At 39.5% G+C, this 26,578-nt stretch carries 26 protein-coding genes and 3 other annotated features; all 26 genes read left to right on the top strand.

What is annotated here, in order from left to right:
• Positions 1–16: 16 nt before the first annotated feature.
• The 26 genes from mutM to HB912_RS04415 all read left to right on the top strand — a co-directional run bounded on the left by mutM (position 17) and on the right by HB912_RS04415 (position 26,536).
• Complete coding sequence (mutM, locus tag HB912_RS04540) at positions 17–838, top strand: DNA-formamidopyrimidine glycosylase (RefSeq protein WP_185372455.1); 822 nt, start codon at positions 17–19, stop codon at positions 836–838.
• 10 nt (positions 839–848) lie between these two features.
• Positions 849–1,475 (top strand): dephospho-CoA kinase, encoded by a 627-nt coding sequence (coaE, locus tag HB912_RS04535; RefSeq protein ID WP_185372453.1) that lies wholly within the window; start codon positions 849–851, stop codon positions 1,473–1,475.
• 3 nt (positions 1,476–1,478) lie between these two features.
• A complete protein-coding gene (nrdR, locus tag HB912_RS04530) occupies positions 1,479–1,943 on the top strand; it encodes a transcriptional regulator NrdR (RefSeq protein ID WP_115752432.1) in 465 nt (154 codons plus the stop codon).
• A gap of 7 nt (positions 1,944–1,950) precedes the next feature.
• Positions 1,951–3,333, top strand: coding sequence for a replication initiation and membrane attachment family protein (locus HB912_RS04525; RefSeq protein WP_185372451.1), 1,383 nt, complete (start codon positions 1,951–1,953; stop codon positions 3,331–3,333).
• A 10-nt stretch (positions 3,334–3,343) separates the two neighbouring features.
• Positions 3,344–4,267, top strand: a complete 924-nt coding sequence (gene dnaI / locus HB912_RS04520) for a primosomal protein DnaI (RefSeq protein WP_185372449.1) — start codon at positions 3,344–3,346, stop codon at positions 4,265–4,267.
• 60 nt (positions 4,268–4,327) lie between these two features.
• Positions 4,328–4,556 (top strand) — a binding site (T-box leader).
• 86 nt (positions 4,557–4,642) lie between these two features.
• On the top strand, positions 4,643–6,565 hold the full coding sequence (gene thrS / locus HB912_RS04515) for a threonine--tRNA ligase (RefSeq protein ID WP_185372447.1): 1,923 nt from the start codon (positions 4,643–4,645) through the stop codon (positions 6,563–6,565).
• A gap of 86 nt (positions 6,566–6,651) precedes the next feature.
• Positions 6,652–7,233 carry a ribosome biogenesis GTP-binding protein YihA/YsxC gene (gene yihA, locus HB912_RS04510; RefSeq protein WP_185372445.1) on the top strand — a complete coding sequence of 194 codons (582 nt, stop codon included), beginning with the start codon at positions 6,652–6,654 and terminating at the stop codon, positions 7,231–7,233.
• Between the two features lie 123 nt (positions 7,234–7,356).
• The gene (gene hemA, locus HB912_RS04505; RefSeq protein ID WP_185372443.1) at positions 7,357–8,670 is read left to right on the top strand and encodes a glutamyl-tRNA reductase; all 1,314 of its coding nucleotides are present in this window, start codon (positions 7,357–7,359) and stop codon (positions 8,668–8,670) included.
• Complete coding sequence (hemC, locus tag HB912_RS04500) at positions 8,667–9,599, top strand: hydroxymethylbilane synthase (protein ID WP_185372441.1); 933 nt, start codon at positions 8,667–8,669, stop codon at positions 9,597–9,599. The genes hemA and hemC overlap by 4 nt, the downstream gene beginning before the upstream one ends.
• Complete coding sequence (locus tag HB912_RS04495) at positions 9,592–10,332, top strand: uroporphyrinogen-III synthase (RefSeq protein WP_185372440.1); 741 nt, start codon at positions 9,592–9,594, stop codon at positions 10,330–10,332. Before hemC ends, HB912_RS04495 begins: the two co-directional genes overlap by 8 nt.
• The gene (gene hemB / locus HB912_RS04490) at positions 10,316–11,290 is read left to right on the top strand and encodes a porphobilinogen synthase (RefSeq protein WP_185372880.1); all 975 of its coding nucleotides are present in this window, start codon (positions 10,316–10,318) and stop codon (positions 11,288–11,290) included. Before HB912_RS04495 ends, hemB begins: the two co-directional genes overlap by 17 nt.
• A gap of 18 nt (positions 11,291–11,308) precedes the next feature.
• Positions 11,309–12,595 (top strand): glutamate-1-semialdehyde 2,1-aminomutase, encoded by a 1,287-nt coding sequence (gene hemL / locus HB912_RS04485; protein ID WP_185372438.1) that lies wholly within the window; start codon positions 11,309–11,311, stop codon positions 12,593–12,595.
• A gap of 53 nt (positions 12,596–12,648) precedes the next feature.
• Positions 12,649–12,870 (top strand) — a binding site (T-box leader).
• A 58-nt stretch (positions 12,871–12,928) separates the two neighbouring features.
• A complete protein-coding gene (locus HB912_RS04480; RefSeq protein WP_185372436.1) occupies positions 12,929–15,580 on the top strand; it encodes a valine--tRNA ligase in 2,652 nt (883 codons plus the stop codon).
• A 72-nt stretch (positions 15,581–15,652) separates the two neighbouring features.
• Positions 15,653–16,954 carry a bifunctional folylpolyglutamate synthase/dihydrofolate synthase gene (locus HB912_RS04475; protein WP_185372434.1) on the top strand — a complete coding sequence of 434 codons (1,302 nt, stop codon included), beginning with the start codon at positions 15,653–15,655 and terminating at the stop codon, positions 16,952–16,954.
• 184 nt (positions 16,955–17,138) lie between these two features.
• A complete protein-coding gene (locus HB912_RS13390) occupies positions 17,139–17,846 on the top strand; it encodes a prepilin peptidase (RefSeq protein ID WP_185372432.1) in 708 nt (235 codons plus the stop codon).
• Between the two features lie 13 nt (positions 17,847–17,859).
• Positions 17,860–18,531 carry a RadC family protein gene (gene radC, locus HB912_RS04465; protein WP_185372431.1) on the top strand — a complete coding sequence of 224 codons (672 nt, stop codon included), beginning with the start codon at positions 17,860–17,862 and terminating at the stop codon, positions 18,529–18,531.
• A 196-nt stretch (positions 18,532–18,727) separates the two neighbouring features.
• Positions 18,728–19,741 (top strand): rod shape-determining protein, encoded by a 1,014-nt coding sequence (locus HB912_RS04460; RefSeq protein WP_185372429.1) that lies wholly within the window; start codon positions 18,728–18,730, stop codon positions 19,739–19,741.
• A gap of 82 nt (positions 19,742–19,823) precedes the next feature.
• A complete protein-coding gene (mreC, locus tag HB912_RS04455; protein WP_185372427.1) occupies positions 19,824–20,720 on the top strand; it encodes a rod shape-determining protein MreC in 897 nt (298 codons plus the stop codon).
• Positions 20,721–20,722: 2 nt separating this feature from the next.
• A complete protein-coding gene (gene mreD / locus HB912_RS04450; RefSeq protein WP_185372425.1) occupies positions 20,723–21,250 on the top strand; it encodes a rod shape-determining protein MreD in 528 nt (175 codons plus the stop codon).
• Positions 21,251–21,417: 167 nt separating this feature from the next.
• A complete protein-coding gene (gene minC, locus HB912_RS04445; RefSeq protein ID WP_036073591.1) occupies positions 21,418–22,095 on the top strand; it encodes a septum site-determining protein MinC in 678 nt (225 codons plus the stop codon).
• Between the two features lie 3 nt (positions 22,096–22,098).
• Entirely contained in the window at positions 22,099–22,899 is an 801-nt protein-coding gene (minD, locus tag HB912_RS04440) for a septum site-determining protein MinD (RefSeq protein WP_185372423.1), read from the top strand.
• Between the two features lie 53 nt (positions 22,900–22,952).
• Positions 22,953–24,281, top strand: a complete 1,329-nt coding sequence (locus tag HB912_RS04435) for a ribonuclease E/G (protein WP_185372421.1) — start codon at positions 22,953–22,955, stop codon at positions 24,279–24,281.
• A 70-nt stretch (positions 24,282–24,351) separates the two neighbouring features.
• Positions 24,352–24,428, top strand: a sequence feature (ribosomal protein L21 leader region).
• Positions 24,429–24,440: 12 nt separating this feature from the next.
• Positions 24,441–24,749 (top strand): 50S ribosomal protein L21, encoded by a 309-nt coding sequence (rplU, locus tag HB912_RS04430; protein WP_036073597.1) that lies wholly within the window; start codon positions 24,441–24,443, stop codon positions 24,747–24,749.
• A gap of 17 nt (positions 24,750–24,766) precedes the next feature.
• Positions 24,767–25,084 (top strand): ribosomal-processing cysteine protease Prp, encoded by a 318-nt coding sequence (locus tag HB912_RS04425; RefSeq protein WP_036073599.1) that lies wholly within the window; start codon positions 24,767–24,769, stop codon positions 25,082–25,084.
• Between the two features lie 12 nt (positions 25,085–25,096).
• On the top strand, positions 25,097–25,387 hold the full coding sequence (gene rpmA / locus HB912_RS04420) for a 50S ribosomal protein L27 (RefSeq protein WP_185372419.1): 291 nt from the start codon (positions 25,097–25,099) through the stop codon (positions 25,385–25,387).
• Positions 25,388–25,717: 330 nt separating this feature from the next.
• A complete protein-coding gene (locus HB912_RS04415; protein WP_185372417.1) occupies positions 25,718–26,536 on the top strand; it encodes an MIP/aquaporin family protein in 819 nt (272 codons plus the stop codon).
• Positions 26,537–26,578 lie beyond the last annotated feature (42 nt).

The following is a 26,578-nucleotide window of genomic DNA, read 5'->3' as shown; positions in this document are numbered from 1 at the left end:
AAGGAGTTAATGAAACATGCCAGAATTACCAGAAGTCGAAAATGTACGAAAAACGTTAAATGAACTTGTGATTGGAAAGAAAATTGATCGTGTGACGGTTCGTGTTCCTAAAATGATCGTGAATGGAGATCCAGATGAATTTAAATTGGCTCTCGTTGGTGAGGAGTTCGAAGCTGTACGACGGCGCGGGAAGTTTTTGATTTTTGATTTAACGAACTGCTCGTTGCTTGCCCATTTGCGAATGGAAGGGAAATTCCGTTTGAACGAGGATACTGATGAGGTGACAAAGCATACACATATTCGTTTTCATTTTACGGATCACACTGAACTGAGATTTTTAGATGTTCGTAAATTTGGGACGATGGAATGGATTCAAAAGCACGGGGAAGCCGATACAAAATCCATTTTAAAACTTGGACCGGAACCTTTTCCTGGAAGTTTTGAGCTCGCCCCTTTTCGTTCTCGCTTAAAGAAATCGTCGCGCGCCATTAAAACAATTTTAGTTGACCAAAAGTTAGTTGCTGGCATCGGAAATATTTACGCAGACGAGATTTGCTACCGGGCAAAGGTTTTACCCACTCGAGCGGCGAATTCGCTTTCTAAGCTTGAAGTAAGCCGGATTTATGAAGCGACAATGGCGATTATGGAGGAAGCTGTTATACTTGGTGGTTCCACAATTCGAACTTATGTGAACTCGCAAGGGGAGCTCGGGCGTTTTCAAGAAAAATTAGTTGTTTATGGTCATGAAGGTGAACCATGTCCTACTTGTGGAACTTTGATCGAAAAAATTAAGTTGAACGGGCGGGGCACACATTTTTGTCCGCATTGTCAAAAATAGAGGTGGGAAAATGGAATTCACACTGGGACTTACTGGGAGCATTGCTACCGGAAAATCAACGGTTAGTAAGATGTTGCAAGATGAAAAGATTCCCGTCATTGACGCTGATCTAGTGGCGAGAAAAGTAGTGGAAAAAGGCACGGTTGGACTTAAAAAAATTGTTTCTACTTTTGGAGATGAGGTGCTTTCGAAGGGGGCATTAAATCGAGCGAAGCTAGGTGAAATCATTTTTCATGATAGCCAAAAACGGGAGCAACTGAACAAAATTGTTCATCCACTTGTACGAAAAGAGATGCTTCAAGAGCGTGATCGCTTGTTTAAAAGTGGTGAAACATTTGTTGTTTTAGATATTCCGCTGCTTTATGAAAGTCAATTAACGGATCTTGTTGATCAAGTGCTTGTTGTCATGACAACAGAAGAAGTAGAGCTTACGCGGTTAATGGCGCGAAATGGGCTTTCAAGGGAAGAGGCACTTGCAAGAATTGCCACCCAAATGCCGATTAGCGATAAGGCTAAGCTCGCAGACTTTGTCATTGATAATAGCGGGACATTAAAAGAAACGAGCGAGCAGGTGAATGAACTTTTACACCAGCTTAAAAGGCATGGTATAATAGAGCGAAATGATGGGAGTGAATGAAATTTGAAATGTCCTTCTTGTAAATATAATGGAACTCGAGTTGTGGATTCACGCCCGGCAGATGATGGGAACTCGATTAGAAGACGACGCGAGTGCGAAAAATGTGGCTTTCGGTTTACGACTTTTGAAAAGGTGGAAGAAAGTCCGCTGATTGTTGTGAAAAAAGATGGCGCACGCGAGGAATTTGCACGAGAAAAAGTTCGTCGCGGCTTGATCCGTGCTTGTGAGAAACGCCCTGTAAGTATTGAACAATTGGAAGATATTGTTTCTGAGGTGGAGCGCGAACTTCGTGCGTTAGGTGAAAGTGAAATTGATTCCGATTTAATTGGTGAAAAAGTGATGGATAAACTTGCTAAGTTAGATGAGGTTGCTTATGTGCGCTTTGCCTCCGTTTATCGTCAATTTAAAGATATTAATGTTTTTGTCGATGAACTGAAGGAGTTAATGGACAAAAATAATAAAGGGTGAGAAGCACTTGACTGAATTTTGGATGGAATTACGACCTGTCGATGGGTACAAGGTGAAGGCAGATGGCATTATAACAGAATTTAACCGCAAAGTACTACTTAAGCTGTATCAACCACTCATGGGTGCTCATGCTTTGTCTCTTTATTTTTCCCTTCTTGAAGAAGTGGAAGAAAATAAGCTTTGGAGCAAAGCAAAGCCTCATTCCCAGTTGCTTACGACGCTTGGGATTTCCCTTCAAGCTTTTTTTGAAGCACGTCTTAAGCTTGAAGGACTTGGTCTTGTTCGTTCCTACAAAAAAGCAGAATTGGATGATCAAACTTTTGTTTATGAACTTTTAGCGCCTCTCACTCCGAGACAATTTTTTGAAGATGGACTATTAAATATCTATTTATTTAGTCAAGTGGGGAATAAGCGCTATCAAGAATTGCAACAATTGTTTATTGATCAGAAGTTCGATCGGACTGAGTACAGCGAAGTAACGAGAAACTTTCAAGATGTGTTTGAACCGTTTCGTTTCGGTAACGAAACGCCTGAAATTCCTTCTGAAACTGAATTTATGGAAGAGAAAACACCAAGCAAAATTAAACTCGACTCAAAAGAATTTGATTGGGGTTACTTTTATCAATTGCTTTCTCCAAATATGCTGAGTCGTGATCAAATTACGGAATCTGTTATGGATACGATTTTGAAGATGCATGCGATTTATCAAGTGGACGAAAAAGAAATGCCTTCTTTCTTATATCGAGCACTTGATGCACGTGGAACTATTCAACTTGAACAACTTCGAAAAATCATTCGGGAAAGTTATCAACTAAAACATCACGACTTACCTAAACTCGTAACTAGATCAAAAGAAGAAGTGGCGGCGAAAGAGGCACAGTCAAAACCAGAAGTGAATGATGAAGAGGCGCTTCAAGTTTATTTAGAAAGTGTCACACCTTTCCAACTTTTGATCGATATTGCAGATGGTGCTGAACCTGCTGAAACAGACTTACGTGTAATCGAAGAAGTGATGACGAAGCAAAACTTACCAAAACCGGTAATGAATGTATTAATTGAATATGTTTTGCTGCGATTAGATGGTAAAATTTCGCGAAATTATATGATGACGATTGCGGCACACTGGAAACGAAAAAATGTAAAGACGGCGAAAGAAGCGATGGAGCTGGCGCTAGCTGAACATGAAAAATACAAACGACTGCAAGAGGAACCTGAAGAAAAAAGAAGGTACAACCGGGCGTCGCAGTTTTCCAGTAAAAAACGAACGGAAGTATTGCCAGATTGGTTTGATAAAGAAGAGACTGAGCCAGCTAGAAGTGAGCTATCGAATCGAGAAAAAGAAGCGCTTGAGGACCAAGTGAAACGAATAAAAAAACAACTAAAAAGGTAGGTGAACGAAGGTGGATAAAATTGAACGAACGCTTGGACAGCTTTTTAGCGGACGAGATTTTGAAAAAGAATATAATACGCTAAAGGAAAAGGTGCTTCAGTACGAGCCTATCCGGGCGTTTTTAAATGAACATAAAGACGATGTGACTGAGCAGTTGATCAATCAGAACTTATCAAACTTATATGAATTCATGACACAAGATGAACAGTTTCGCGCAAAGAAAGAAACGCTCATGCCTGGTTATGCGCCAAAGCTTGTGATAAATGGTGAATTTATCACGGTGATGTACTATCCGACCCCTGAAAAAATTGAAGCGGATAAGCGTAAAAGTGTGGAACGCCGCATTCGCTCACTCTACATGCCTAAACAAATTTTGGAAGCTTCACTTGATCATTTTTATACGGATGAGGAAGAGCGACAGCGCGCACTTGTTGAAGCTTTTGATTTTCTCGAACAGTATTCGAAAGATTCGTCTGAACGGGTAAAAGGCTTATATATTCATGGGAATTTTGGCACTGGAAAATCTTATTTGCTTGGAGCACTTGCTCGTGAACTGGCACTGCGTGGTGTAACTACTACGCTCGTTTACTTGCCAGAATTCATGCGTGAAATCAAACAGTCCATCTCGGATAATACGGTTAGTGAAAAAATCGAGTTTGCTAAAGAAACTGAAGTTTTAATGCTCGACGATATTGGTGCAGAGGCCATGACTGCTTGGACGCGAGATGAAGTTTTGGGAGCTATTTTACAGTTTCGGATGCAAGAAGAATTGCCTACTTTTTTCTCGTCAAACTACAATATGAAACAGCTGGAATCACACTTAACATTCACTCAAAATGGGATGGAAGAGCAGTTAAAAGCTAGGCGAATTATGGAGCGTATTCGTTTTCTTTCTAAAGAAGTACAACTTGAAGGAAAGAATCGACGTAAATAAGTAAATAAAAAAAGCTTGTCAAATTTTCTTTTTGTGCGTATACTAGAGCTAGTTAATAAATTAACAGTGATGATAAGGACAACCATCTTAATGGAACGTTACAGAGAAGGAGGGGGAGCTGCGAACCTCCAAACCGAAAATTGAGATCGGACCGCCTTTGAACTTCTATCTGGAAAGCTTTTAGTGAGTAATGATAGACGATTCGCTTTCGTTAACAGCGACAAGAGAGAACAAATTTTGTGTTTGTTTGAAATCTTGGGTGGAACCACGAGCATAACTCGTCCCTTGTTTTAAGGGGCGAGTTTTTTTATTTTCTCGGGGAAAAGTTGTTTTTCTTATCAGAACTAAAATAAAAAAGTAAAGGAGCAGATCGTGATGAAAATTTCATTTCCAGACGGTTCAGTAAAAGAGTTTGAAAATGGTGTATCAACAGCTGATATTGCAGAATCTATCAGCCCAAGTTTAAAGAAAAAAGCTTTAGCAGGAAAAATTAATGGACAGTTGGTGGATCTAGTCACACCGATTGAAGAAGATGGTTCAATTGAAATTGTGACTCCTGATCATCCGGATGCACTGGGTATTTTGCGTCACAGCTCTGCGCATTTACTTGCTCAAGCTGTTAAACGACTTTACCCAGATGCGAATTTTGGTGTTGGTCCAGCTATTGATACTGGCTTTTACTATGATATTGATTTAGACAGCGCCATTAGCGAAGAGTCCTTTCCGCAAATTGAAAAGGAAATGCAAAAAATTGTGAAGGAAAACTTGCCTATTTCTCGTGAAGTGGTTTCGCGTGAAGAAGCGATTAAGCGATTTAAAGAAGTCGGCGATCCGTACAAGCTCGAACTCATTGAAGCTATTCCAGCAGATGAAACTGTTACTATTTATTCACAAGGTGAGTTTTTCGATCTTTGTCGTGGGATTCATGTTCCATCTACTGGGAAAATTAAAGTCTTTAAATTGTTAAGTGTCGCTGGAGCTTACTGGCGTGGCGATAGCAATAATAAGATGCTTCAACGGATTTACGGAACAGCCTTTTTCTCTAAAGAGGATTTGGATGAATTCCTTAAAATGCAAGAAGAAGCACGTGAACGTGACCACAGAAAACTTGGTAAGGAGTTAGATCTCTTTGCCAATTCAGCAGAAGTTGGACAAGGATTGCCACTTTGGTTGCCAAAAGGAGCAACAATTCGGCGGGTGATCGAGCGCTACATCGTGGATAAGGAAGAAAGCTTGGGTTATAACCATGTTTATACTCCTGTTATGGCGAACGTAGAACTTTATAAAACAAGTGGGCATTGGGATCATTATCAAGATGATATGTTCCCAACTATGAAAATGGATAACGAAGAACTTGTGCTTCGTCCTATGAACTGTCCGCATCACATGATGATTTATAAAAATGACATCCATAGTTACCGAGAATTACCTATTCGGATTGCAGAACTGGGCTTGATGCACCGTTATGAAATGAGCGGGGCGCTTTCTGGTTTGCAACGGGTACGTGGGATGACATTAAATGATGCACACGTATTCGTTCGTCCAGATCAAATCAAAGATGAATTCAAGCGTGTACTCGAACTCATTCTTGAAGTTTATAACGACTTTAATATTACAGATTACAGTTTCCGTCTTAGCTATCGTGATCCGGAAAATACTGAAAAATATTTTGATGATGATGCTATGTGGGAAAAAGCTCAATCAATGCTGAAAAATGCGATGGATGAAATGGGGATGGATTATTTTGAAGCGGAAGGAGAAGCTGCTTTTTATGGTCCAAAACTAGACGTTCAGGTTAAAACTGCGATTGGAAAAGAAGAAACACTTTCGACTGTTCAACTTGACTTTCTTCTTCCTGAACGTTTCGATCTCACTTATATCGGCGAAGATGGTGAAAAACATCGTCCTGTTGTGATCCACCGTGGGGTCGTTTCAACAATGGAACGCTTTGTAGCTTATTTGATTGAAGAGTACAAAGGCGCTTTCCCAACTTGGCTTGCACCTGTTCAAATGGAAATCATTCCTGTAAATGCGGATGCTCATCTTGACTATGCGAAAGAAGTGCAAGAAAAATTGCAACGGGCGAAATTCCGAGCAGAAGTGGATGAACGAAATGAGAAGTTGGGTTATAAGATTCGTGAAGCTCAAACTCAAAAAATTCCTTATGCGCTTGTTTTAGGGGATGAAGAAGCTCGAAGTGGCGAAGTGAATATTCGTCGTTACGGCTCGAAAGATTCGGAAAATATGCCACTTGATCAATTTATTAAGATGGTGAAAGAAGAAGTCGATAAGTTTTAATGGTGAACGCTTTTCCTGCAAATTGTTGTCGGAAAAGCGTTTTTCCGTTATACTAAAACGAGATTAGGAAAAGGATGGGCTAAGTTATGCAGGTACACAACGTCGAACTTGTGATCAGTGCAGTTTGGCAGGAGCAATATCCGGAAGGTGACCTTCCTGAATTTGCACTCGCTGGGCGATCCAATGTTGGAAAATCTTCATTTATCAACCGAATGATTGGTAGAAAAAGTATGGCACGAATTTCGCAAAAACCAGGTAAAACGCAAACGCTTAATTTTTATAAAATCGAAGAATCCTTGTTTTTTGTGGATGTTCCTGGATACGGATTTGCGAAAGTCTCCAAAAAAGAGCGTGAAAAATGGGGCGAAATGATCGAAACCTATATTACTTCGCGTGAACCACTTCGCGCTGTTATTCAAATTGTCGATTTGCGTCATAAGCCAACGAATGATGATGTGATGATGTATGAGTTTTTGAAGTATTATCAAATCCCAGTTATTGTGGTTGCAACAAAAGCAGATAAAATTCCAAGAAGTAAATGGCAAAAAAACGCAAAAGTGGTAAAAGAAACCCTTGATTTTGACGGAGAAGATGACTTTGTTTTGTTTTCAGCAGAGACTGGAATGGGTAAAGAAGAAGCATGGTCATTCATTGAAGCAAAACGCTAAAAAAGAGCTGACTTGTCAGCTCTTTTTCTGTGGGATTCCTTACAAATTTCACAAACTGTGTGATTGAATTAACGGAATAAAAAGTGCTAAAATGGAATTAATATAAATTAGGGGGACGTATACATGTATATCCTTTCTGTTGGACTGAACCATAAAACGGCACCAATAGAGGTACGAGAACAGTTCAGTTTTACTGAAACAGAAATTGACAAAGCGCTTACCGCTTTACAAAATGAAAAAAGTATCTTGGAAAATGTGATTCTTTCAACATGTAATCGCACAGAAATCACGGCGGTTGTTGATCAAATACATACCGGAAAATATTATATGAAACGTTTTCTTGCGGAATGGTTTGGGATGGAACTTGAGGAGGTCGCTTCTTATTTATTTTTCCACGAAGAAAAAGAAGCTGTCAAACACCTATACGCAGTAACTGCAGGACTGGATTCTTTAGTGCTAGGGGAAACACAAATTCTCGGACAAGTTAAGCAAGCCTTTTTACAGGCACAAAAAACTGAAACAACTGGGACGATTTTGAATCAATTGTTTCGTGAAGCAATACATTTTGCAAAAGAAATGCATCACCGAACAAAGATTAATGAAAATGCGGTTTCTGTTAGCTATGCGGCCGTCGAAATTGCCAAAAGAATTTACCCGGATTTAAGTGAGAAATCAGTTCTTTTAATTGGAGCAGGAAAAATGAGCGAGTTAGCTTTAGAAAATTTAGCAGGAAGTGGCGTTTCTGAGATCGTGCTTGTTAACCGGACAGAATCACATGCTAAGAAACTTGCACAAAAGTTTGAAAATGCACGAGCAGTGAGCCTAGATGGTCTTGAGATGGCACTTCAAAATGCTGATATTGTCCTTGTTTCGACTTCGGCAGAGGACTATTTACTGAGCGAAGCGGATATGCGACAAATTAGCGAGACGCGTGACTCGCCGATTCTTGTTATTGATATTTCACTTCCTAGAAATGTCGATCCCAAAGCGGCCGATCTCGCGAAAGTCTTTTTGTATGATTTAGATGATCTTGAAGGGGTGATTTCTGCTAATACGGAAGAGCGGCAAAAAATTGTAGCTCGGCTTGAAGCTGAGATCGATATGGAGGCAGAGCGCTTTTTTGAGTGGGAAAAACGTTTGGGGGTTGTGCCCCTTATTCGCGAGTTGCGTGAGGAGGCGCTTTTGATTCAAGAAAAGACTATGCAGAGTTTAGAGCACAAGCTACCCGGACTTACAGAGCGTGAATATACGGTGATTGGAAAACATATGAAGAGCATTATTAATCAAATGCTAAAGCAACCAATCGCTGAAATAAAGGAAATGCCTGAAAGAGTAGATGCAGATTCTCAAATTGCGATTTTTAAAGCTATCTTTGGTTTATCTGGAAAAGCTGAAACTGAACAACTGCAAAATCAAAAAAATGAGGTGGGCAAATGAAACGGGAATTTATCGTCGGTTCAAGGCGCAGCAAACTCGCACTTACGCAAACGAAGTGGGTTATTCGTGAATTAAAAAAACATTATCCTGAGGTAGATTTTAAGATTCAAGAAATTGTAACAAAAGGGGATAAAATTTTAGATGTGACTTTAAGTAAAGTCGGTGGAAAGGGGTTATTTGTTTCCGAAGTGGAAGATCAGCTAGCTGACTCTACGATTGACTTTGCTGTACATAGCATGAAAGACGTTCCGAGCAAATTATATGAGGGACTTGTAATCGGCGCGATTCCAAAACGTGAATCTCCGTTTGATGTCCTTGTTTTTCATGAAGTAAATCAACTTGCAGATCTACCTAAGGGCGCTCTCATTGGCACAAGTAGTTTGCGACGTAGCGTAGAATTAAAACGAATTCGACCTGATTTGGAAATTCGTTCAATTCGTGGAAATATAGATACACGCTTACGTAAGTTAGAGGAAGAACAGTTTGACGCTATCATTTTGGCGGAAGCAGGCTTAAGTCGAATGGGCTGGCTAGATGAATCTCATTTAAAAATTGAACGGCTTTCTGCGGAAATCGCACTTCCTGCTGTCGGGCAAGGGGCTCTCGCGATTGAGTGCCGCAAAACGGATACAGCGCTTTTAGAGATGCTTGCTTCTATTCACGATGCTGACACTGCATTTACTGTCCAATGCGAACGAAAATTTTTAGAAACTTTAAATGGCGGCTGTGAAATCCCGATTGCTGGCTTTGCAGAGAAAGGTGCAGCAGATTCGCTTTTTTTCAGAGGGTTCGTTGCAGATGCAGATGGAAGCAAACGACTTACTGTCGAAAAAACAGGAACAGAGCCAGAATTAATTGGGCAAGAAGCTGCTCGTGAACTTCTCGATCAGGGGGCTAAGCAAATTATTCAGGAGCTGCGCCATGACTGATGCTGTTTTTTTGACGCGTGAGAAAAGTAAAAATCAAGCAAGTCTTTTGCGCTTACAAGCGGCAGGAATAAAAGCAATTTCGATTCCAATGATTGAAGTAAAACCACTCACTTTTGAGTGGACAGAAAAAGCGCTTCAGGTGGATTGGATTTTTTTTACAAGCCAAAATTCTGTTCGATTTTTTTTACAAAAAGTGCGACAACTACCTACAAATATAAAAGTTGCTTCTATCGGAGAAAAAACTTCTGAAGCCCTTGAAAATTGGGGCATTTCGGTTGATTTTGAACCAAGTCTTTATGAAACAGAAGTATTTCTAAAGGAATGGAGTCAAAAAAATGCAGCAGAGACGAATGCTGTTTTACTCCCGCAAAGCAAAATTGCCAAGCCAAGAATACCTCAATTTTTAACTAATCTCGGGATCTCTTGTTTCAGGCTTCCACTTTATGATACAGTTTTACCTAGTGAAGCTTTGACTAACTTAAAAAGTGCATTAGCAAGCTATCCTCATTTTATCGCTGTCTTTGCTAGTCCTTCTGCTTGGAGGAACTTTAAACAAATTTTAGATGATCTAGCATTTCATAAACCTTTTTTCATTGGTTCCATTGGTGAAGTAACGACTCAAGCAATTGAAAAAGACGGTTATGAAGTGACTTTTCAGCCTGAAAAATATCAAATGGAAAATTTAATAGATTTAATAATAAAGGAGTCGAAGAATGATGACAAAAAACTTTGATCGCCATCGCCGTTTGCGTTCATCCCGTGCAATGCGTGATTTAGTAAGAGAAAATGAACTTTCGATGGGTGATTTTATTTATCCTATTTTTGTGAAAGAATTTGGTGAAACGAAAACGGAAGTTCCTTCCATGCCAGGGGTTTACCAGTTCCCGCTAGCTCTATTAGAAGAAGAAATGCAAGAAGTAAAAGAAGCGGGTATCCAAGCTGTGATCTTGTTTGGTATCCCGAAAGAAAAAGATAGCGTAGGAACGGGAGCCTTTCACGATCATGGAGTAGTACAAAATGCCACGCGAATTATCAAGAAGGCTTTCCCTGAGATTCTTGTCGTAGCAGACACTTGTTTATGTGAATTTACCGACCATGGACATTGCGGTCTTGTCCGAGGAGAAGAAATTTTGAATGATGAATCGCTTGAAGTGCTCAAAAAAACGGCGGTTAGCCAAGTAGAGGCCGGGGCTGATATCATCGCACCAAGCAATATGATGGACGGTTTCGTAACAGCTATTCGTGAAGGTTTAGATGAAGCAGGTTATATTCATATTCCGATTATGTCCTATGCAGTTAAGTATGCCTCCGCTTTTTATGGTCCATTTCGAGATGCCGCAGACGGGGCGCCTCAATTTGGCGACCGGAAAACTTATCAAATGGACCCAGCAAATCGTGAAGACGCTTTTCGTGAAGCAAGTAGCGATGAAGCAGAAGGAGCAGATTTTCTCATTGTAAAACCTGCGCTTTCTTACTTAGACATTGTTCGTGATATTCGGAACACCACGCATTTACCCGTTGTTGCATACAATGTGAGCGGCGAATATGCTATGGTAAAAGCGGCTGCGCACAATGGTTGGATTGATGAAGAAAAAATTGTGATGGAAATGCTTCTTAGTATGAAGCGAGCAGGAGCATCACTGATTATTACTTACTTTGCAAAAGACGTCGCGAAGTATCTGCAAAAATAAAAAATCAGGAGGAAAACCATGAAACATTCAGCATCTAAAAAGGCATTCGATGAGGCCTTAAAATTAATGCCAGGTGGGGTAAATAGTCCGGTTCGAGCTTTTAAATCCGTTGCGGCTGATCCCGTTTTTATGGAAGAAGGAAATGGAGCCTATATTAAAGATATTGATGGAAATCGTTATATCGACTATGTTTTATCTTGGGGACCACTTATTCTTGGACATGCCAACCCGCTAGTAGTTGAAAAACTGACTCAAGCGGTTCGAAAAGGAACGAGTTTTGGAACACCAACGGAAATTGAAAATGAGCTAGCTAAACTTGTTATTGAACGTGTGCCTTCTATTGAAATTGTACGGATGGTTTCCTCAGGAACAGAAGCAACTATGAGCGCCATTCGACTTGCACGCGGTTACACGAAACGCAACAAAATCTTGAAATTCGAAGGAAGCTATCACGGTCACGGAGATTCTCTTTTGATTAAAGCAGGATCCGGAGTTGCCACACTAGGCTTACCGGATTCCCCAGGTGTGCCGCCTGATTTAGCGAAAGATACAATCACGGTTCCTTATAACGACTTAGAAAGTGCCAAGCTTGCTTTTGAACATTTTGGAGAAGAAATCGCTTGTGTGATTGTCGAGCCCGTTGCAGGAAACATGGGAGTTGTTCCGCCAATCGCTGGATTTTTAGAAGGGCTGCGAAAGCTCACAACTAAATTTGGTAGCTTGCTCATTTTTGATGAAGTGATGACCGGGTTTCGTGTCGACTTCTACTCCGCTCAAGGATATTATGTCGTAACGCCTGATTTAACTTGTCTAGGAAAAGTTATTGGTGGTGGACTCCCAGTTGGAGCTTATGGTGGTAAAAAAGAAATTATGGAACACGTCGCACCAGCTGGAACCGTATATCAAGCTGGTACGCTTTCTGGAAACCCTCTTGCAATGACAGCTGGTTATGAAACAATCAAACAATTGACACCACATGATTACGGTAAATTCCGTGCGCTTATTAAACGAATGGAAGAAAACCTCAAAGAAATTGCGACAAGATATGAAGTGTCAATAGCAATTAATCAAGCTGGCTCCATGTTTGGATTTTTCTTCACGGATCAAAAAGTGATTAATTTTGAAACAGCCAAAAGTAGTGACCTTGATTTCTTTAGCCGCTATTACAAGGAAATGCTTGACCAAGGAATTTTTCTTCCACCTTCACAGTTTGAAGGAATCTTTATTTCAACAATGCACGGAGAAAAGGAAATTGACCGTACGCTTGAGGCATTTGAAACTACTTTTAAACGCTTGAAAAGCTGATTCCTTAATTGACGAGTGAACTTAATTTTGATAGACTAAGAGAATAATAATACTAAAAAGCGAAGAAGAGGAAGAGTATATGAATTTTTCTTTCCTAGAGAGAAAGTGGTTGCTGCGAACTTTCAAAGAAAATTCATAGAAGGTAGCCTTGGAGCTGTTTTTCTGAACTTTAAAGTAGGAAAAACCGGTGCTAAATCGCATCGTTACTAGAATGAGTGCCGAATTTTTTCGGTAAAAAGGTGGTACCGCGAATCTAAACTCTTTTCGTCCTTTTCGGATGGAAAGAGTTTTTTTGTTTACTTTTAAAGGCAAAATTTGATGGGAGGAAATAGAATGAAGGAATTTGATAACACAGAAATGCCAACAAAATATGAACCGAGTAATGTTGAAAGTGGGAGATATCGCTGGTGGGTAGAAAATGATTTCTTCAAAGCTTCTCGTGATGATTCGAAACAAGCTTACAGCGTTGTCATTCCACCTCCAAACGTAACTGGAAAGCTCCACCTTGGACATGCTTGGGATACAACACTTCAAGACATTATAACAAGAATCAAAAGAATGCAAGGCTTCGATACACTTTATTTGCCTGGAATGGATCATGCTGGGATTGCAACTCAAGCAAAAGTAGAAGCTAAACTAAAAGAACAAGGCGTTTCACGTCATGAATTAGGGCGTGCTAAATTCCTTGAAAAGGCTTGGGAATGGAAAGAAGAGTACGCAGGATTCATCCGAGAACAGTGGGAAAAGCTTGGGCTTGGACTTGATTACTCACGTGAACGCTTTACATTAGATGAAGGTTTATCGGATGCTGTAAAAAAAGTGTTTGTTTCACTTTATGAAAAAGGCTTGATATACCGCGGCGAATACATCATCAACTGGGATCCAGTTGCCAAAACAGCACTTTCGGATATTGAGGTTATCCATAAGGAAATTGAAGGGCATTTTTACCATCTGAAATATCCACTTGCCGATGGGAGTGGTTTCCTTGAAATTGCGACAACTCGCCCTGAAACAATCCCTGGTGATACAGCAGTTGCCGTGCATCCAAAAGATGAAAGGTATCAACATTTGATTGGAAAAACGATTCTTCTTCCAATCATGAACCGAGAAATTCCAATTGTGGCAGATGATTATGTTGATCGCGAATTTGGTTCTGGGGCGGTTAAGATTACACCAGCACACGATCCAAATGATTTTGAAGTTGGTAACAGACACGATTTACCACGCATTATTGTCATGAATGAAGATGCAACCATGAACGAAAATGCTGGAAAATATCAAGGGATGGACCGATTTGAAGCAAGAAAAGCTATCATTGAAGACTTCAAGGAGTTAGGGCTCTTTATAAAACAAGAACCTCATCTTCATTCAGTGGGACATTCAGAGAGAACAGATGCAGTCGTAGAACCTTATTTATCTTTACAATGGTTCGTCAAAATGCAACCTTTGGCAAAAGCTGCTCTTGATATTCAAACATCAGAGGAGACAAAAGTGAATTTTGTGCCTAGTCGCTTTGAAAAAACCTACGCGACGTGGATGGAAAATATTCATGATTGGTGTGTATCCCGTCAGTTGTGGTGGGGACACAGAATCCCTGCTTGGTATCACAATGAAACTGGTGAAGTTTATGTTTCTGAAACACCACCTGAAAACGAAGCTGAGTGGACACAAGATGAAGATGTCCTTGATACTTGGTTCAGTTCGGCACTTTGGCCGTTTTCAACAATGGGTTGGCCAGATGAAGATGCCCCAGATTTTAAACGTTATTTCCCAAACAGTGCTCTTGTAACAGGTTATGACATTATTTATTTCTGGGTTTCTCGAATGATTTTTCAATCCGTTGAATTCACTGGAGAACGTCCATTTAAAGATACTTTGATTCACGGACTTGTGCGTGATGCTGAGGGACGGAAAATGTCGAAATCACTTGGAAATGGTGTAGATCCGATTGAAGTGATTGATAAATATGGCGCGGATTCGCTCCGTTATACGCTTTCTACTGGTACAGCACCTGGGCAAGATTTGAAATTCAGTTTTGAAAAGGTAGAGGCAACTTGGAATTTTATTAATAAGATTTGGAATGCTTCGCGGTTTGCTTTGATTAATATGGATGGGCTGAAATATGAAGAAATTGATTTATCGCACGTAACAGAAGTTAGTGATAAATGGATTTTGACTCGTCTGAATGAAACCATTCAAACGGTAACGGCGCTCTCTGAGAAATATGAATTTGGCGAAGTAGGAAGAACACTTTATAATTTCATTTGGGACGAATTTTGTGACTGGTATATTGAAATTGCCAAAATCTCACTATACGGGGAAGATGAACAAAGCAAACAAACCACACGGTCAGTTCTTGCTTATGTTCTTGATCAAACCATGCGCTTACTGCACCCCTTCATGCCGTTTGTAACAGAAGAAATCTGGCAAAATTTGCCGCATGAAGGCAATTCCATTACGGTTGCAAAGTGGCCAGTTGTTCGAGAAGAACAAATGCAAGGTGAAGCTGCACTTGCGATGAAGACGCTTGTCGAAATTATTCGGGCCGTTCGAAATATTCGTTCCGAGGTGAATACACCGCTTAGTAAGCCTGTTGCCATTCAAATCAAACCAAAAGATGAGGCCTACAAACGAATTATTGAAGAAAACATTTCATATATTGAACGTTTCTGTAATCCAGAATCCCTCGAAATTTCGTTTGATATTGAACCTTCAAATACGACAATGACAGCTGTTATTACTGGGGCTGAAATTTTCTTACCGCTTGAAGGTCTAATTGATATCTCTGAGGAAATTGAGCGCTTAACAAAAGAACTTGATAAGTGGAATAAAGAAGTGGCACGAGTTCAGGGAAAACTATCTAATGAACGTTTTATTTCTAAAGCCCCTGAAAAAGTTGTTCAAGAAGAACGAGCAAAGGAAAAAGATTATCTTGAGAAAAAAGCGTCTGTCGAAGAAAGAATCAGAGCACTCAAAAACGCTTAACTTTAAGCGCGAAATAGCTCCTCAATTTTGCCCGGACTATTTCGCGCTTTCATAGAAGGGAGAGCCAAAGCTTTGTATTTTAACACTTACGAAGAAGCCTTAAACTGGATTCACGGAACGCTGCGTTTAGGTATCAAACCGGGGCTCACACGAATGGAACTGCTACTTGAAAAGTTAGATCATCCAGAGAAAAAGAACCGGTTTATCCATATTGCTGGAACGAATGGAAAAGGGTCTACCTTAACTTTTATTTCTTCGGTCCTACAAAAAGAAGGATATCGTGTAGGGACTTTTACATCTCCCTATATTGAGACATTTAATGAACGAATAGCCATCAATTCACTTCCTATTAGTGATGCCGATCTTATTCATCTCGCAAATCGAATTGCTCCTATTACAGAAGAAATCGCAGTTGGGGAATACGGGCCACCCTCTGAGTTTGAAATTATTACAGCCATGATGTTTTTGTATTTTGCAGAGTTTGAAAAAATTGATTTTGGGATTATCGAAGTGGGGCTCGGTGGCCGACTCGATTCGACAAATGTTTTAACACCGATTCTTTCCGTCGTCACAACAATCGGACTCGATCATATGGAGTTTCTCGGCGACACGATCGAAGAGATTGCCTTTGAAAAAGGGGGCATCATTAAGCCTTCTATTCCAGTCGTTGCAGGTGTACTACAAGATTCTGTCATCGAAACATTAGAAGAACTAGCTATTTCTCGAAACGCACCTTTTTATTTGTACAAAAAAGATTTTGTAGCAGAAAAGGTAGGGGACAAGCTTTTGAACTATCGAGATGATTTTGGTGAACTTAAAGCCTTACAGATAGGTCTTGCTGGTGATCATCAAATCCAAAATGCTTCTGTCGCAATTTGTTCACTCCGTTTGCTTGAAACGGAAAAGTGGATTCATTTATCAGAAGAAGGATTACGAGGGGGACTAGCTGATGCTTTTTGGCCTGGCAGACTCGAAAAAATAGCCCAAAATCCAACGATTATTCTTGATGGTGCACATAATCCTGAAGGGATTCGTGCACTGATTCAAACGCTTCAACAAACGAACTCAGAAAAAATTGTTCTGCTTTTTAGTGCTTTACTTGATAAAAATTACGATGAGATGATTCAAGAAATACAAACAAATGTGGATAATGTTGAGTTTTACCTTACAACATTTGATTTCCCTCGTGCCATGGCAAAAAAAGATGTTCTTGAAGTGGCTGAAAAGCACAACCTAACACCCGTCTTGGACTGGAAAGTGTTCCTTGAACAGATTTCGCCTGAGTTACAAGAAACCCCATTATTTATTACGGGATCGTTATATTTTATATCAGAAGTAAGAAAATATCTTCTTGAAAAAACAAGTACCGTTTAAGGTGCTTGTTTTTTTATAATCGCATTTTCGAGCCATATTACCTTTATAAACATTGATTTTTTTAAGGAGAAAGCTCTATTTTCAGTGAAAATAACATCCTTAAAATGCTTTTTTTAGAAAATGACAATAAAAAAATGCCTTGCTATAATAAGCCATATTCATCTGAAGAGGAGCGGTTCCACCTATGCTTTATTTAAACGTCTTTATTTTCTCTGCGATTTTAGCTTCATTCATTCAAGTTGCAGCTACTCATTTTCCTCTTAAGCAACCTTTTATGTTTCGCTTCTCCCAGTGTGACTTTTGCAAACGACGTCTTTCGTTTTTTGAAATGATTCCACTATTTTCGTTTATAGCTCTGCGTGGTAAAACTTGGTGTTGTAAAAAAAGACTCTCTTATTCCTATTTTATTACTGAACTCACTTTCCCCATTCTTTTTACATTCCTTGTTTATCTAAAAAAAAGCGCTTCCCATCCAATACTTCCACTCACTTGTTTTGTTTTTCTTTTCTTCTTTTTATTAACCGATCTTGCTTATTTACATATCCCTGACTCCGCAGTGCTCGTTTTCTTAGGGATTATTCTACTAATCCAATTTAAGGAAAGCGTTCCGTTTAGTGATATTTTATGGCAATTCTTACTAAGTTTTTGTTTTTATGGCATTCTCTATTTTATTTTCCGAAAGGGGTTTGGAATGGGAGATACCAAATTACTAATCATCTTAGGCACAGCTCTTGGTTTTAAAGAAAGCTACTGGATTTTCTTTCTTGCGCTGGCCTGTGCAAATCTTTTTTTTGGACTGACAGTTCTTTTTAGGAAAATTCCTTGGAAGACAAAGATTCCTTTCGTTCCATTTCTTTTTACAGGATTTTTAATCTATCTAATTTCACACTAGGAGGCGTTTAAAGTTGCCGTTAAATTCAAAATTAAATCAGCCACGTGAAAAACTTTCCCTAGAGGGAGTAGATTGCTTGTCACTTGATGAACTTGTTGCAGTTTTACTGGAAACAGGGACAAAAACAGAATCGGTACAGTTATTAGCTAAACGTTTTATAATGCGTTTTCGTGGAACTTCAGAAATTCAGCAAGCTAGTGTAACTGAGTTTCAAAAAATAAAAGGAATTGGACCAGCAAAAGCTTGCAAGCTTGCTGCAGCTATTGAGCTTGGGAGACGAATTCATAAAGAGCAGCAAGGAAAAGAACGTCTCACAATTCGAACTCCTGAACAAGCAGCACTTCTTGTGATGCCAGAATTACGTTTTTTACATCAAGAACATTTTCATTGTTTGTTTTTAAACACCAAAAATCATTTACTCCATCGGGAAACACTTTTTATTGGGAGTTTAAACATGAGTGTTGTCCATCCGCGCGAAATTTTTCGAACAGCACTAAAAGTTTCTGCCGCATCTGTCCTTTGTTTTCACAATCATCCTTCTGGTGACCCGACACCGTCAAAAGAAGATATTTCAGCGACTAAAAGAATACAAGAGTCAGGTAAAATAGTTGGTATTGAACTGCTTGATCATATTATTATTGCTAAAGACAAGTATCTGAGTTTAAAGGAACAGTGCTATTTCTAAAGAAATCATTAAATTTGTTTCTTTTCATTAAAAATAATGCCTTAATTTAAACAGTTATGTTATAATGTAATGGTTGTATATGTGTATAGAGAAAATGCGACACAAACCTTGATTAGCTTGCAATTTACGAGAGCAAAGAATCGTGTCAGCTCAAATTTACTCATATAATGTTAATTTAATGAAAAGGAGAATACAGATGTTTGGATTTGGTAACAAAGATATTGGCATTGATCTTGGAACGGCAAATACGCTTGTATACATGAAAGGGAAGAGCATTGTATTGCGCGAACCTTCTGTCGTTGCTATGAAAAAAGATACCCAAGAAATCGTTGCGGTCGGTAGCGAAGCAAAAAACATGATTGGTCGTACGCCTGGAAATATCATTGCCATTCGCCCAATGAAAGATGGGGTAATTGCTGACTATGATACAACAGCTGCAATGATGAAATACTATATTCAAAAAGCGAGCAAAGGGCTTGGAGCGAGTAAACCTCGTGTTATGATCTGTGTTCCCTCTGGAATTACGGGAGTAGAAAAACGTGCTGTCACAGATGCAACTCGCCAAGCAGGAGCAAAAGAAGCTTACACGATTGAAGAACCATTTGCAGCAGCAATTGGTGCTGGTCTTCCAGTATGGGATCCAACTGGAAGTATGGTTGTTGATATCGGTGGCGGAACAACGGAAGTTGCGGTTATTTCTTTAGGAGGCATCGTAACTAGTCGTTCAGTTCGTACAGCTGGTGATGATATGGATGATGCAATCATTAACTATATCCGCAAAAAATATAATCTTCTTGTTGGAGATCGTACAGCTGAAATGATCAAAATGGAAATTGGATCAGCTGATCCAGCTAATCTTGATCTTACACCATTTGGGATTCGTGGACGTGACCTTGTAACGGGATTACCCAAAACGATTGAAGTTACACCTCAAGAAGTTAGTGCTGCACTTTCAGACACTATCGCTGCAATTATAGATGCTGTAAAGAGCACATTAGAAAATACACCTCCTGAATTATCTGCTGATATCATGGACAAAGGAATTGTACTTACTGGCGGCGGAGCACTTCTTAGAAATTTGGACTCTGTGATTTCTGAAGAAACAAAGATGCCTGTAATCATTGCTGATGAACCGCTTGATTGTGTAGCTATTGGTACTGGTAAGTCGCTTGAAAACATGGATCTTTATAAAAAGAAAAAAATGAACTAAATGGGCACTCGTTTAGTTGAGACAAACTGGAGATCGTTAGCTGCTAATCGAAAAAAGAGGATGAACGAGATGAGGTGTTCGCATGCCACAGTTTTTCCTAAATAAACGTTTGATTGTCTTGCTCATTTCGATCATTGTTCTTGTTGCGCTAGTCGGATTTTCACTTCGTGACAGAGAAAATGCATCGTGGCCAGAGCAATTTGTAAAAGACGTTGTAGGGTTTGGTGAAAATATTGTTTCAAAACCAGTAACCTACGTGTCTAGTCTGGTAGATGGAGCTAAAGACCTCAAAAATACGTATACGGAAAATGCAAAATTAAAAAAACGCTTAGATGGGGTAGCGCAACTTGAAAGTGAAGTTGCAGACCTAAAAAAAGAGAATAAAGATCTAAAAGATTCACTAAATATCAAAGACAGCATTCGTGATTATGATCCAATCAATGCCATGGTCATTTCTAGGAATCCATCTAATTGGAATGAACAAGTTGAAATCGATAAAGGATCACATGATGGTGTAAAACCTGATATGGCAGTAATTACGGCTGGAGGTTTAATTGGCCGCATTACAAGTACTGGAGCCAAGTCATCAACAGTTGAGCTATTGACTTCCAATGATACAAGAAACCGAGTTTCTGCTATGGTTCAAGGAAGCAATAATGCTTATGGAATTATTAATGGTTACGACGGTGATACCAATTTGCTGGAATTAAAACAACTTCCTTATGATATGAAATTTTCAAAAGGACAAAAAATTGTTACTTCTGGTTTAGGTGGGAAATTCCCTGCAGGTATATTTGTCGGTACTATCGAAAAAGTTGAAACAGACAAAATGGGGCTTTCACAAACTGCTTACATCAAAACTGGCGCTGATATGTACGATATGAATCATATTATCATTTTACAACGTACGGCTGAAACTTCATCCACTTCGAATGATACTGGTGAAACGGATACGTCCTCTTCGACTGGAGGAAATTGATCATGAATGTAAAGAAAACCATTTGGCTTCCATTAATCATGATTTTAACTTTCATTCTAGAGGGCGTTATCAGCCTAATATTTGCAAAGCCGCTTTTTGGTGAGAGTAGAATGTTCATCCCTCATTTTATACTTGTTTTACTTATTTTGATGACTGCTTTTTATCGTAGGAATACAACGCTTGTTTACGCTTTTATTTTTGGACTGACTTTTGATATTTATTATACAGGTATAATGGGCATTTATTTCGCGCTATTTCCGTGTATCGTATATATCACAGATAAACTTCTAAAAGTATTGCAAAATAGCATGGTATTAGTTGGTTTAATTACTGTGTTCAACATTATTTTAACAGAATCACTTGTTTACGCTTTTTACGTACTGATTGATTCGACTTCAATGGATATTGCGACATTTATTGATAAGCGACTTTGGACAACAATTCTTTTGAACTTTGCTTTTTACTTAGTTGTCTTTTTCCCGTTTCGACATTTCCTTGTAAAATTGAAAAAGTCGGAAGATCGCTTGTAAAAAACAGCTTGAATCGCTTAGATTTTATCGAGCAGCTGGTAGTTTTAGGCTGTTTAAAGCGATCGGGCTGTTTTTTCTATATAAAGCGATTTTTTTCTGGTATAATAAAAAATGGCGCTGATATATGAAATATTCTACTTTAAGCGCGGTGATGAGGTGAAAACTGGATGAAGAAAAACGTGCAAATTAAAGGAACAAAGAATGGTATTCAAATTGTATTGAAAGATACTGCAAGTATTGAAGAACTTGAAACTGAACTCCTCGCACTTTTGAAAGATCAAAAAGCTGCACCTTATTCAGGAGAAAAACTTCCGGTTCAGGTCCAAATTGGAAACCGACTGTTTTCAGAAGAAGAAGAAAACAGGATTGAAAGTATTATTAAAGAGCAAAGTCAAATGGAGATCAACGCTTTCTATAGTGATGTGATGACAAAAGAAGATGCTAAAAAATGGAAAGAACAGGATCAAATCTTCTCGCTTGCAACGATTGTACGTTCTGGGCAGGTTATTCAAGTTTCAGGAGATCTTCTTTTGATTGGAGATATTAACCCAGGTGGGCAAATTCGATCGAGCGGTAATATTTTTGTGCTTGGTTCCATTAAGGGAATTGTTCACGCCGGTTTTGAAGGTGATGAAAAAGCTGTTGTTGCTGGAAAATTCCTGTATCCTTCACAAATACGAATCGCAGATCAGTCATTTGGTTTTGATAGTGAAGATTACAAAAACATTGAGGATACTGAACTTTTTTCTGCTTATATTAATGATGAAAACAAGTTAGTTGTTGACGATGTACATACAATCAGGAAAATCAGACCTGAAATTACAAATTTTGAAGGAGGACGATAAAAGATGGGTGAAGCAATCGTTATCACTTCTGGAAAAGGCGGAGTTGGAAAAACCACTTCGACTGCTAATCTTGGAACTGCTCTTGCACTCCAAGGCAAAAAAGTTTGCTTAGTAGATATGGATATCGGCCTCCGTAATCTTGATGTTGTTCTTGGGCTTGAAAACCGAATTATTTATGATTTAGTTGATGTCGTTGAAGGCAGATGTAAAATTCATCAAGCATTAATAAAAGATAAACGTTTTGATGATTTATTATTCTTGCTTCCTGCAGCTCAAACTACGGATAAATCTGCAGTTACTGCTGAACAAATGAAAGAATTAATCAGTGAGCTTAGACCGGATTATGACTTTATTTTAATTGATTCGCCGGCGGGTATTGAAACAGGTTATAAAAATGCGGTTGCTGGGGCAGATCGAGCAATTGTTGTGACGACACCGGAAATTTCTGCAGTTCGTGATGCGGACCGGATTATTGGCCTTCTAGAGAAAGAAGAAATTGAGCCTCCAAAGCTTGTCATCAACCGGATTCGTACTCAAATGATGCAAAACGGAGATGTGATGGACATTGATGAAATCACATCCCACCTTTCCATTGAACTTCTTGGGATCATTATTGACGACGATGAAGTTATTCGTTCATCCAATAATGGAAATCCCGTTGTGATGCTTCCAAATAGTCGAGCGTCACAAGGATATCGGAACATTGCCAGAAGATTACTTGGCGAGTCCATTCCATTAATATCGATCGAACAACCAAGGAAAGGCTTTTTCCAGCGCCTTAAACAATTATTCAGTAGAAACTAAGAAAAAAGCCTTCACTTTTTGTGGAGGCTTTTTATAAAGGAGATTTGCTAGTTATGCGGCAGATACTTGTCAACACACGCACAACAGAAAAACGGATTGCAGTTTTAGATGGTAAAAAAGTTCTTGATTTTAACCTTTTTCGCCCTACGGAAACGGTGCAGCCAGGTCAAATTTATTTAGCACAAATTGAAAACATTGATCGAAAAATCCAAGCTTGCTTTGTCTCACTTGGAAATGAAAAAGCTTTTCTCCATTTGGATGACATTCCAGAAGAAGCGGAGCGTCATCAAGGCGCTCGGCTTTTAGTTGAAGTCACGCGAATGGGCACAAAAACCAAATTACCTCTCGTTACTGGGATGATCGAGATTTCTGGTGAAACGCTCGTCTATATCTTCGGGAAGTCCTATTTTTCTGTTTCAAAGCGTATTCCAGATGGACGCAAAAAAGAGCTTATTCAGTCTATTAAGCCGCACTTAGAAGAAGCGGAAGCTGTGATTCTTCGTTCACGGGCTGAAACGAGTTCGGCGGAGTCGATCCTTGCCGAACTGGAGGAAAAAAGACGGTTTCTCGCAGACCTCCGTTTCCAGAGTAGAAAAAGAAAAAAACCTGGTCTTTTAGTAGACCAAAAAAACTTGCTCACAAGACAAGTCGAACGTTTTAAGCAGCACTATGGTATCAGTGAAGTCGTTTCAGACGGAGCTTTTGCGCTTGCAACAAGACAATCAAACTCACGGACACTATTTACAGATTACGGAGTGGAGGCGGAGCTTGAAAGGTGTTTAAAAGAATTCGTACATGTGGATAGCGGGGCTTCACTTGTTATTGAAAAAACTGAGGCTATGTGGGTGATAGACGTAAATTCTGGACACTTTTCGACGACTTCTGATAAGCCAGAAACGGTTTTTCGTGTGAATCAGTCTGTTTTACCTGAAATTATTAGGCAGTTGCGTCTGCGTCAAATAAGTGGTTTTATCGTAATTGATTTTATCGGCGGAATGACGGAAACTCAACACGGAAAGCTAGAAGCTGAAATGGAAAAACTGGTGCAAAAGGAACTTATGACTACGCAAATTGCTGGTTTTTCAAAGTCAGGTCTAATGCAACTTACGCGGAAGAAAAAAGAAGTTTCGCTCCTTGAACAGGTGACTGAGATTTGCCCGTCTTGTGGTGGAACCGGGCACGTCAAGACGGCCATTTCGGTTGCTTATGAACTAGAGCGTGAGCTAAGTGCTTTAAAAGACGTCGAACAAGCGGTCATCATCGTGACTGAAGCCGTTTTAGACCAATTTTTAGAGCTTGAAACAGCGTTCAGTATACAAGTGGACTGGGAAATTGCAGATGAACCTGTTCCATTTTATCAAATTCGTCGTATCTTTTCTTAAGAGAAACGCATGTGAGTGATTGACAGAGGGGAGTGCGTGTGCTATGATTTTAATGTTATGTTTGTAGCGCACCACGCTACAACCGCTCAGATCTGGGTTAAGTGTTCGTTTTCCGAGCCCCCTGTGATGGCGAGTCTTAGTATATGAGGAGGTGCAAGTATGTACGCAATTATTGAAACAGGTGGGAAACAAATCAAAGTAGAAGCTGGTCAAGAAATCTATGTTGAGAAATTAGCTGGTGAAGTTGGCGATGTGGTTACTTTTGATAAGGTTCTTTTCGTTGGTGGCGATGCTGCAAAAGTCGGAACTCCTTTTGTTGAAGGAGCAACGGTTACTGCAAAAGTTGAAAAACAAGGTCGTGCCAAGAAACTTACGGTTTTCAAATATAAACCGAAAAAGAACTACCACAAAAAACAAGGTCATCGTCAACCTTATACAAAATTAACAGTTGATGCAATCAATGCTTAATTTGAAGGGACGAAACAATGATTTACGTGAATGTTGATAAAAAAAATGAATTGATTACTTCTTTTACAATGGACGGGCATGCTGATTTTGCCGAAAGAGGCAGTGATCTTGTATGTGCGGGAGCTTCTTCTATTGCTTATGGAATGATAAATGCGATTTCAGAAGCAGAAGGATTCGATCCAGTTGTTGAAGAAGATGAAGGGTATCTTCATTATTCGGTTCCAGCTGAGTTCATTAAAAAAGAGGCGGTTCAAATTTTATTGACGGGAATGGTGAATCAATTACGATCACTAGCGTACAGCTATCCTGATCATATTAAAATTAACTCCAAATAGGAGGTGTATGTCATGTTAAAATTTGATATTCAACATTTTGCCCACAAAAAAGGCGGTGGTTCCACTTCCAATGGTCGTGATTCAGAATCAAAACGTCTAGGTGCAAAACGTGCTGACGGTCAGTTCGTAACTGGTGGTTCTATCCTTTATCGTCAACGCGGAACGAAGATCTATCCAGGAACTAACGTTGGACGCGGCGGCGATGATACGCTTTTCGCTAAAGTTGATGGCGTTGTTCGTTTTGAACGCATGGGACGCGACAAGAAAAAAGTTAGCGTTTATCCTGAAGCTCAAGAAGCATAAGTTAAAGCTGGGACCTGTTGGGTCTCGGCTTTTTTTTTGTGAAAAAAATAACTTGAAAATGCTAGCCCTTTGAAATTTAATGGATTAGTGACATTCAATTTGTGAAAAAATTGCATACTATTTCATTGACAGCGTTTACTTATTGTGTTTTAATGAAATCAAGTTAATGAATTTGTCAGGAGAAGAGATGACGACCAAAACGGCAGCAAGGGGAATTTGCGCCTTCGTTTTGTTCGTCATTCTTTTTTTGAATAAAAAAGTTTGACGTTCCTCAATTTGAGGAATAATGAAAGGAACGTTCATACAAAAATCAAAAGGAGTTGTTGGTCCATGATTGATACAAGTTTGGGGATTCAATTTTTGGGTGAAGTAATTGGCACGGCCGTTTTAGTTCTTTTAGGTGGCGGTGTTGTTGCCGGAGTTTCTTTAAAATCTTCAAAAGCGGAAAACACGGGATGGGTTCTTGTCGCTTTTGCTTGGGGATTTGCTGTTACAATGGGCATTTATGTTTCCGGTTTCATGAGTATGGCACACCTTAATCCAGCGGTTACGCTTGGTATGGCATTAGCTGGAACATTTCCTTGGAGCTATGTATTGCCTTATATTATTGCTCAGTTTATCGGAGCCTTTATCGGAGCGACGCTTGTATGGCTCCATTACTATCCACACTGGAAAGTGACAGAAGATAAAGCGGCAAAACTTGGCGTTTTCTCTACTGCTCCAGCAATTCGTCATTATACATCGAACGTTTTCGGGGAAGCACTTGGAACCTTTGTTTTAGTATTTGGTTTGATGGCTTTCGGTGCCAATAAATTTTCGGAGGGATTAAATCCGATTGCAGTAGGGATCTTAATTATTGCTATTGGGATGAGTCTTGGTGGAACAACGGGTTATGCGATTAATCCTGCACGGGATCTTGGACCACGGATCGCCCATTTTGTTTGGCCTATTTCTGGAAAAGGTGGTTCTGATTGGATCTATTCTTGGGTACCTGTAATTGGACCATTCCTCGGAGGCGGACTTGGGGCTTTGTCTTACAACGCTATTGTTAATCAAGATTTTGGAATCTGGTTCTGGCTTGTACTCGTGCTTTTCATTCTTGTGTTGATTCTTTCGATGATGCTTGATAAGAAAAAACAACTTGTATAACATAAGCGATACAAAAAGGATTTTGTTTAAGGAGGAAGTGTA

Source organism: Listeria aquatica (assembly GCF_014223975.1).
GTDB classification, from domain to species: Bacteria; Bacillota; Bacilli; order Lactobacillales; family Listeriaceae; genus Listeria; species Listeria aquatica.
The sequence above is the reverse complement of the archived record's forward strand: the minus strand, read 5'-3'. Positions and strand labels throughout refer to the sequence as shown.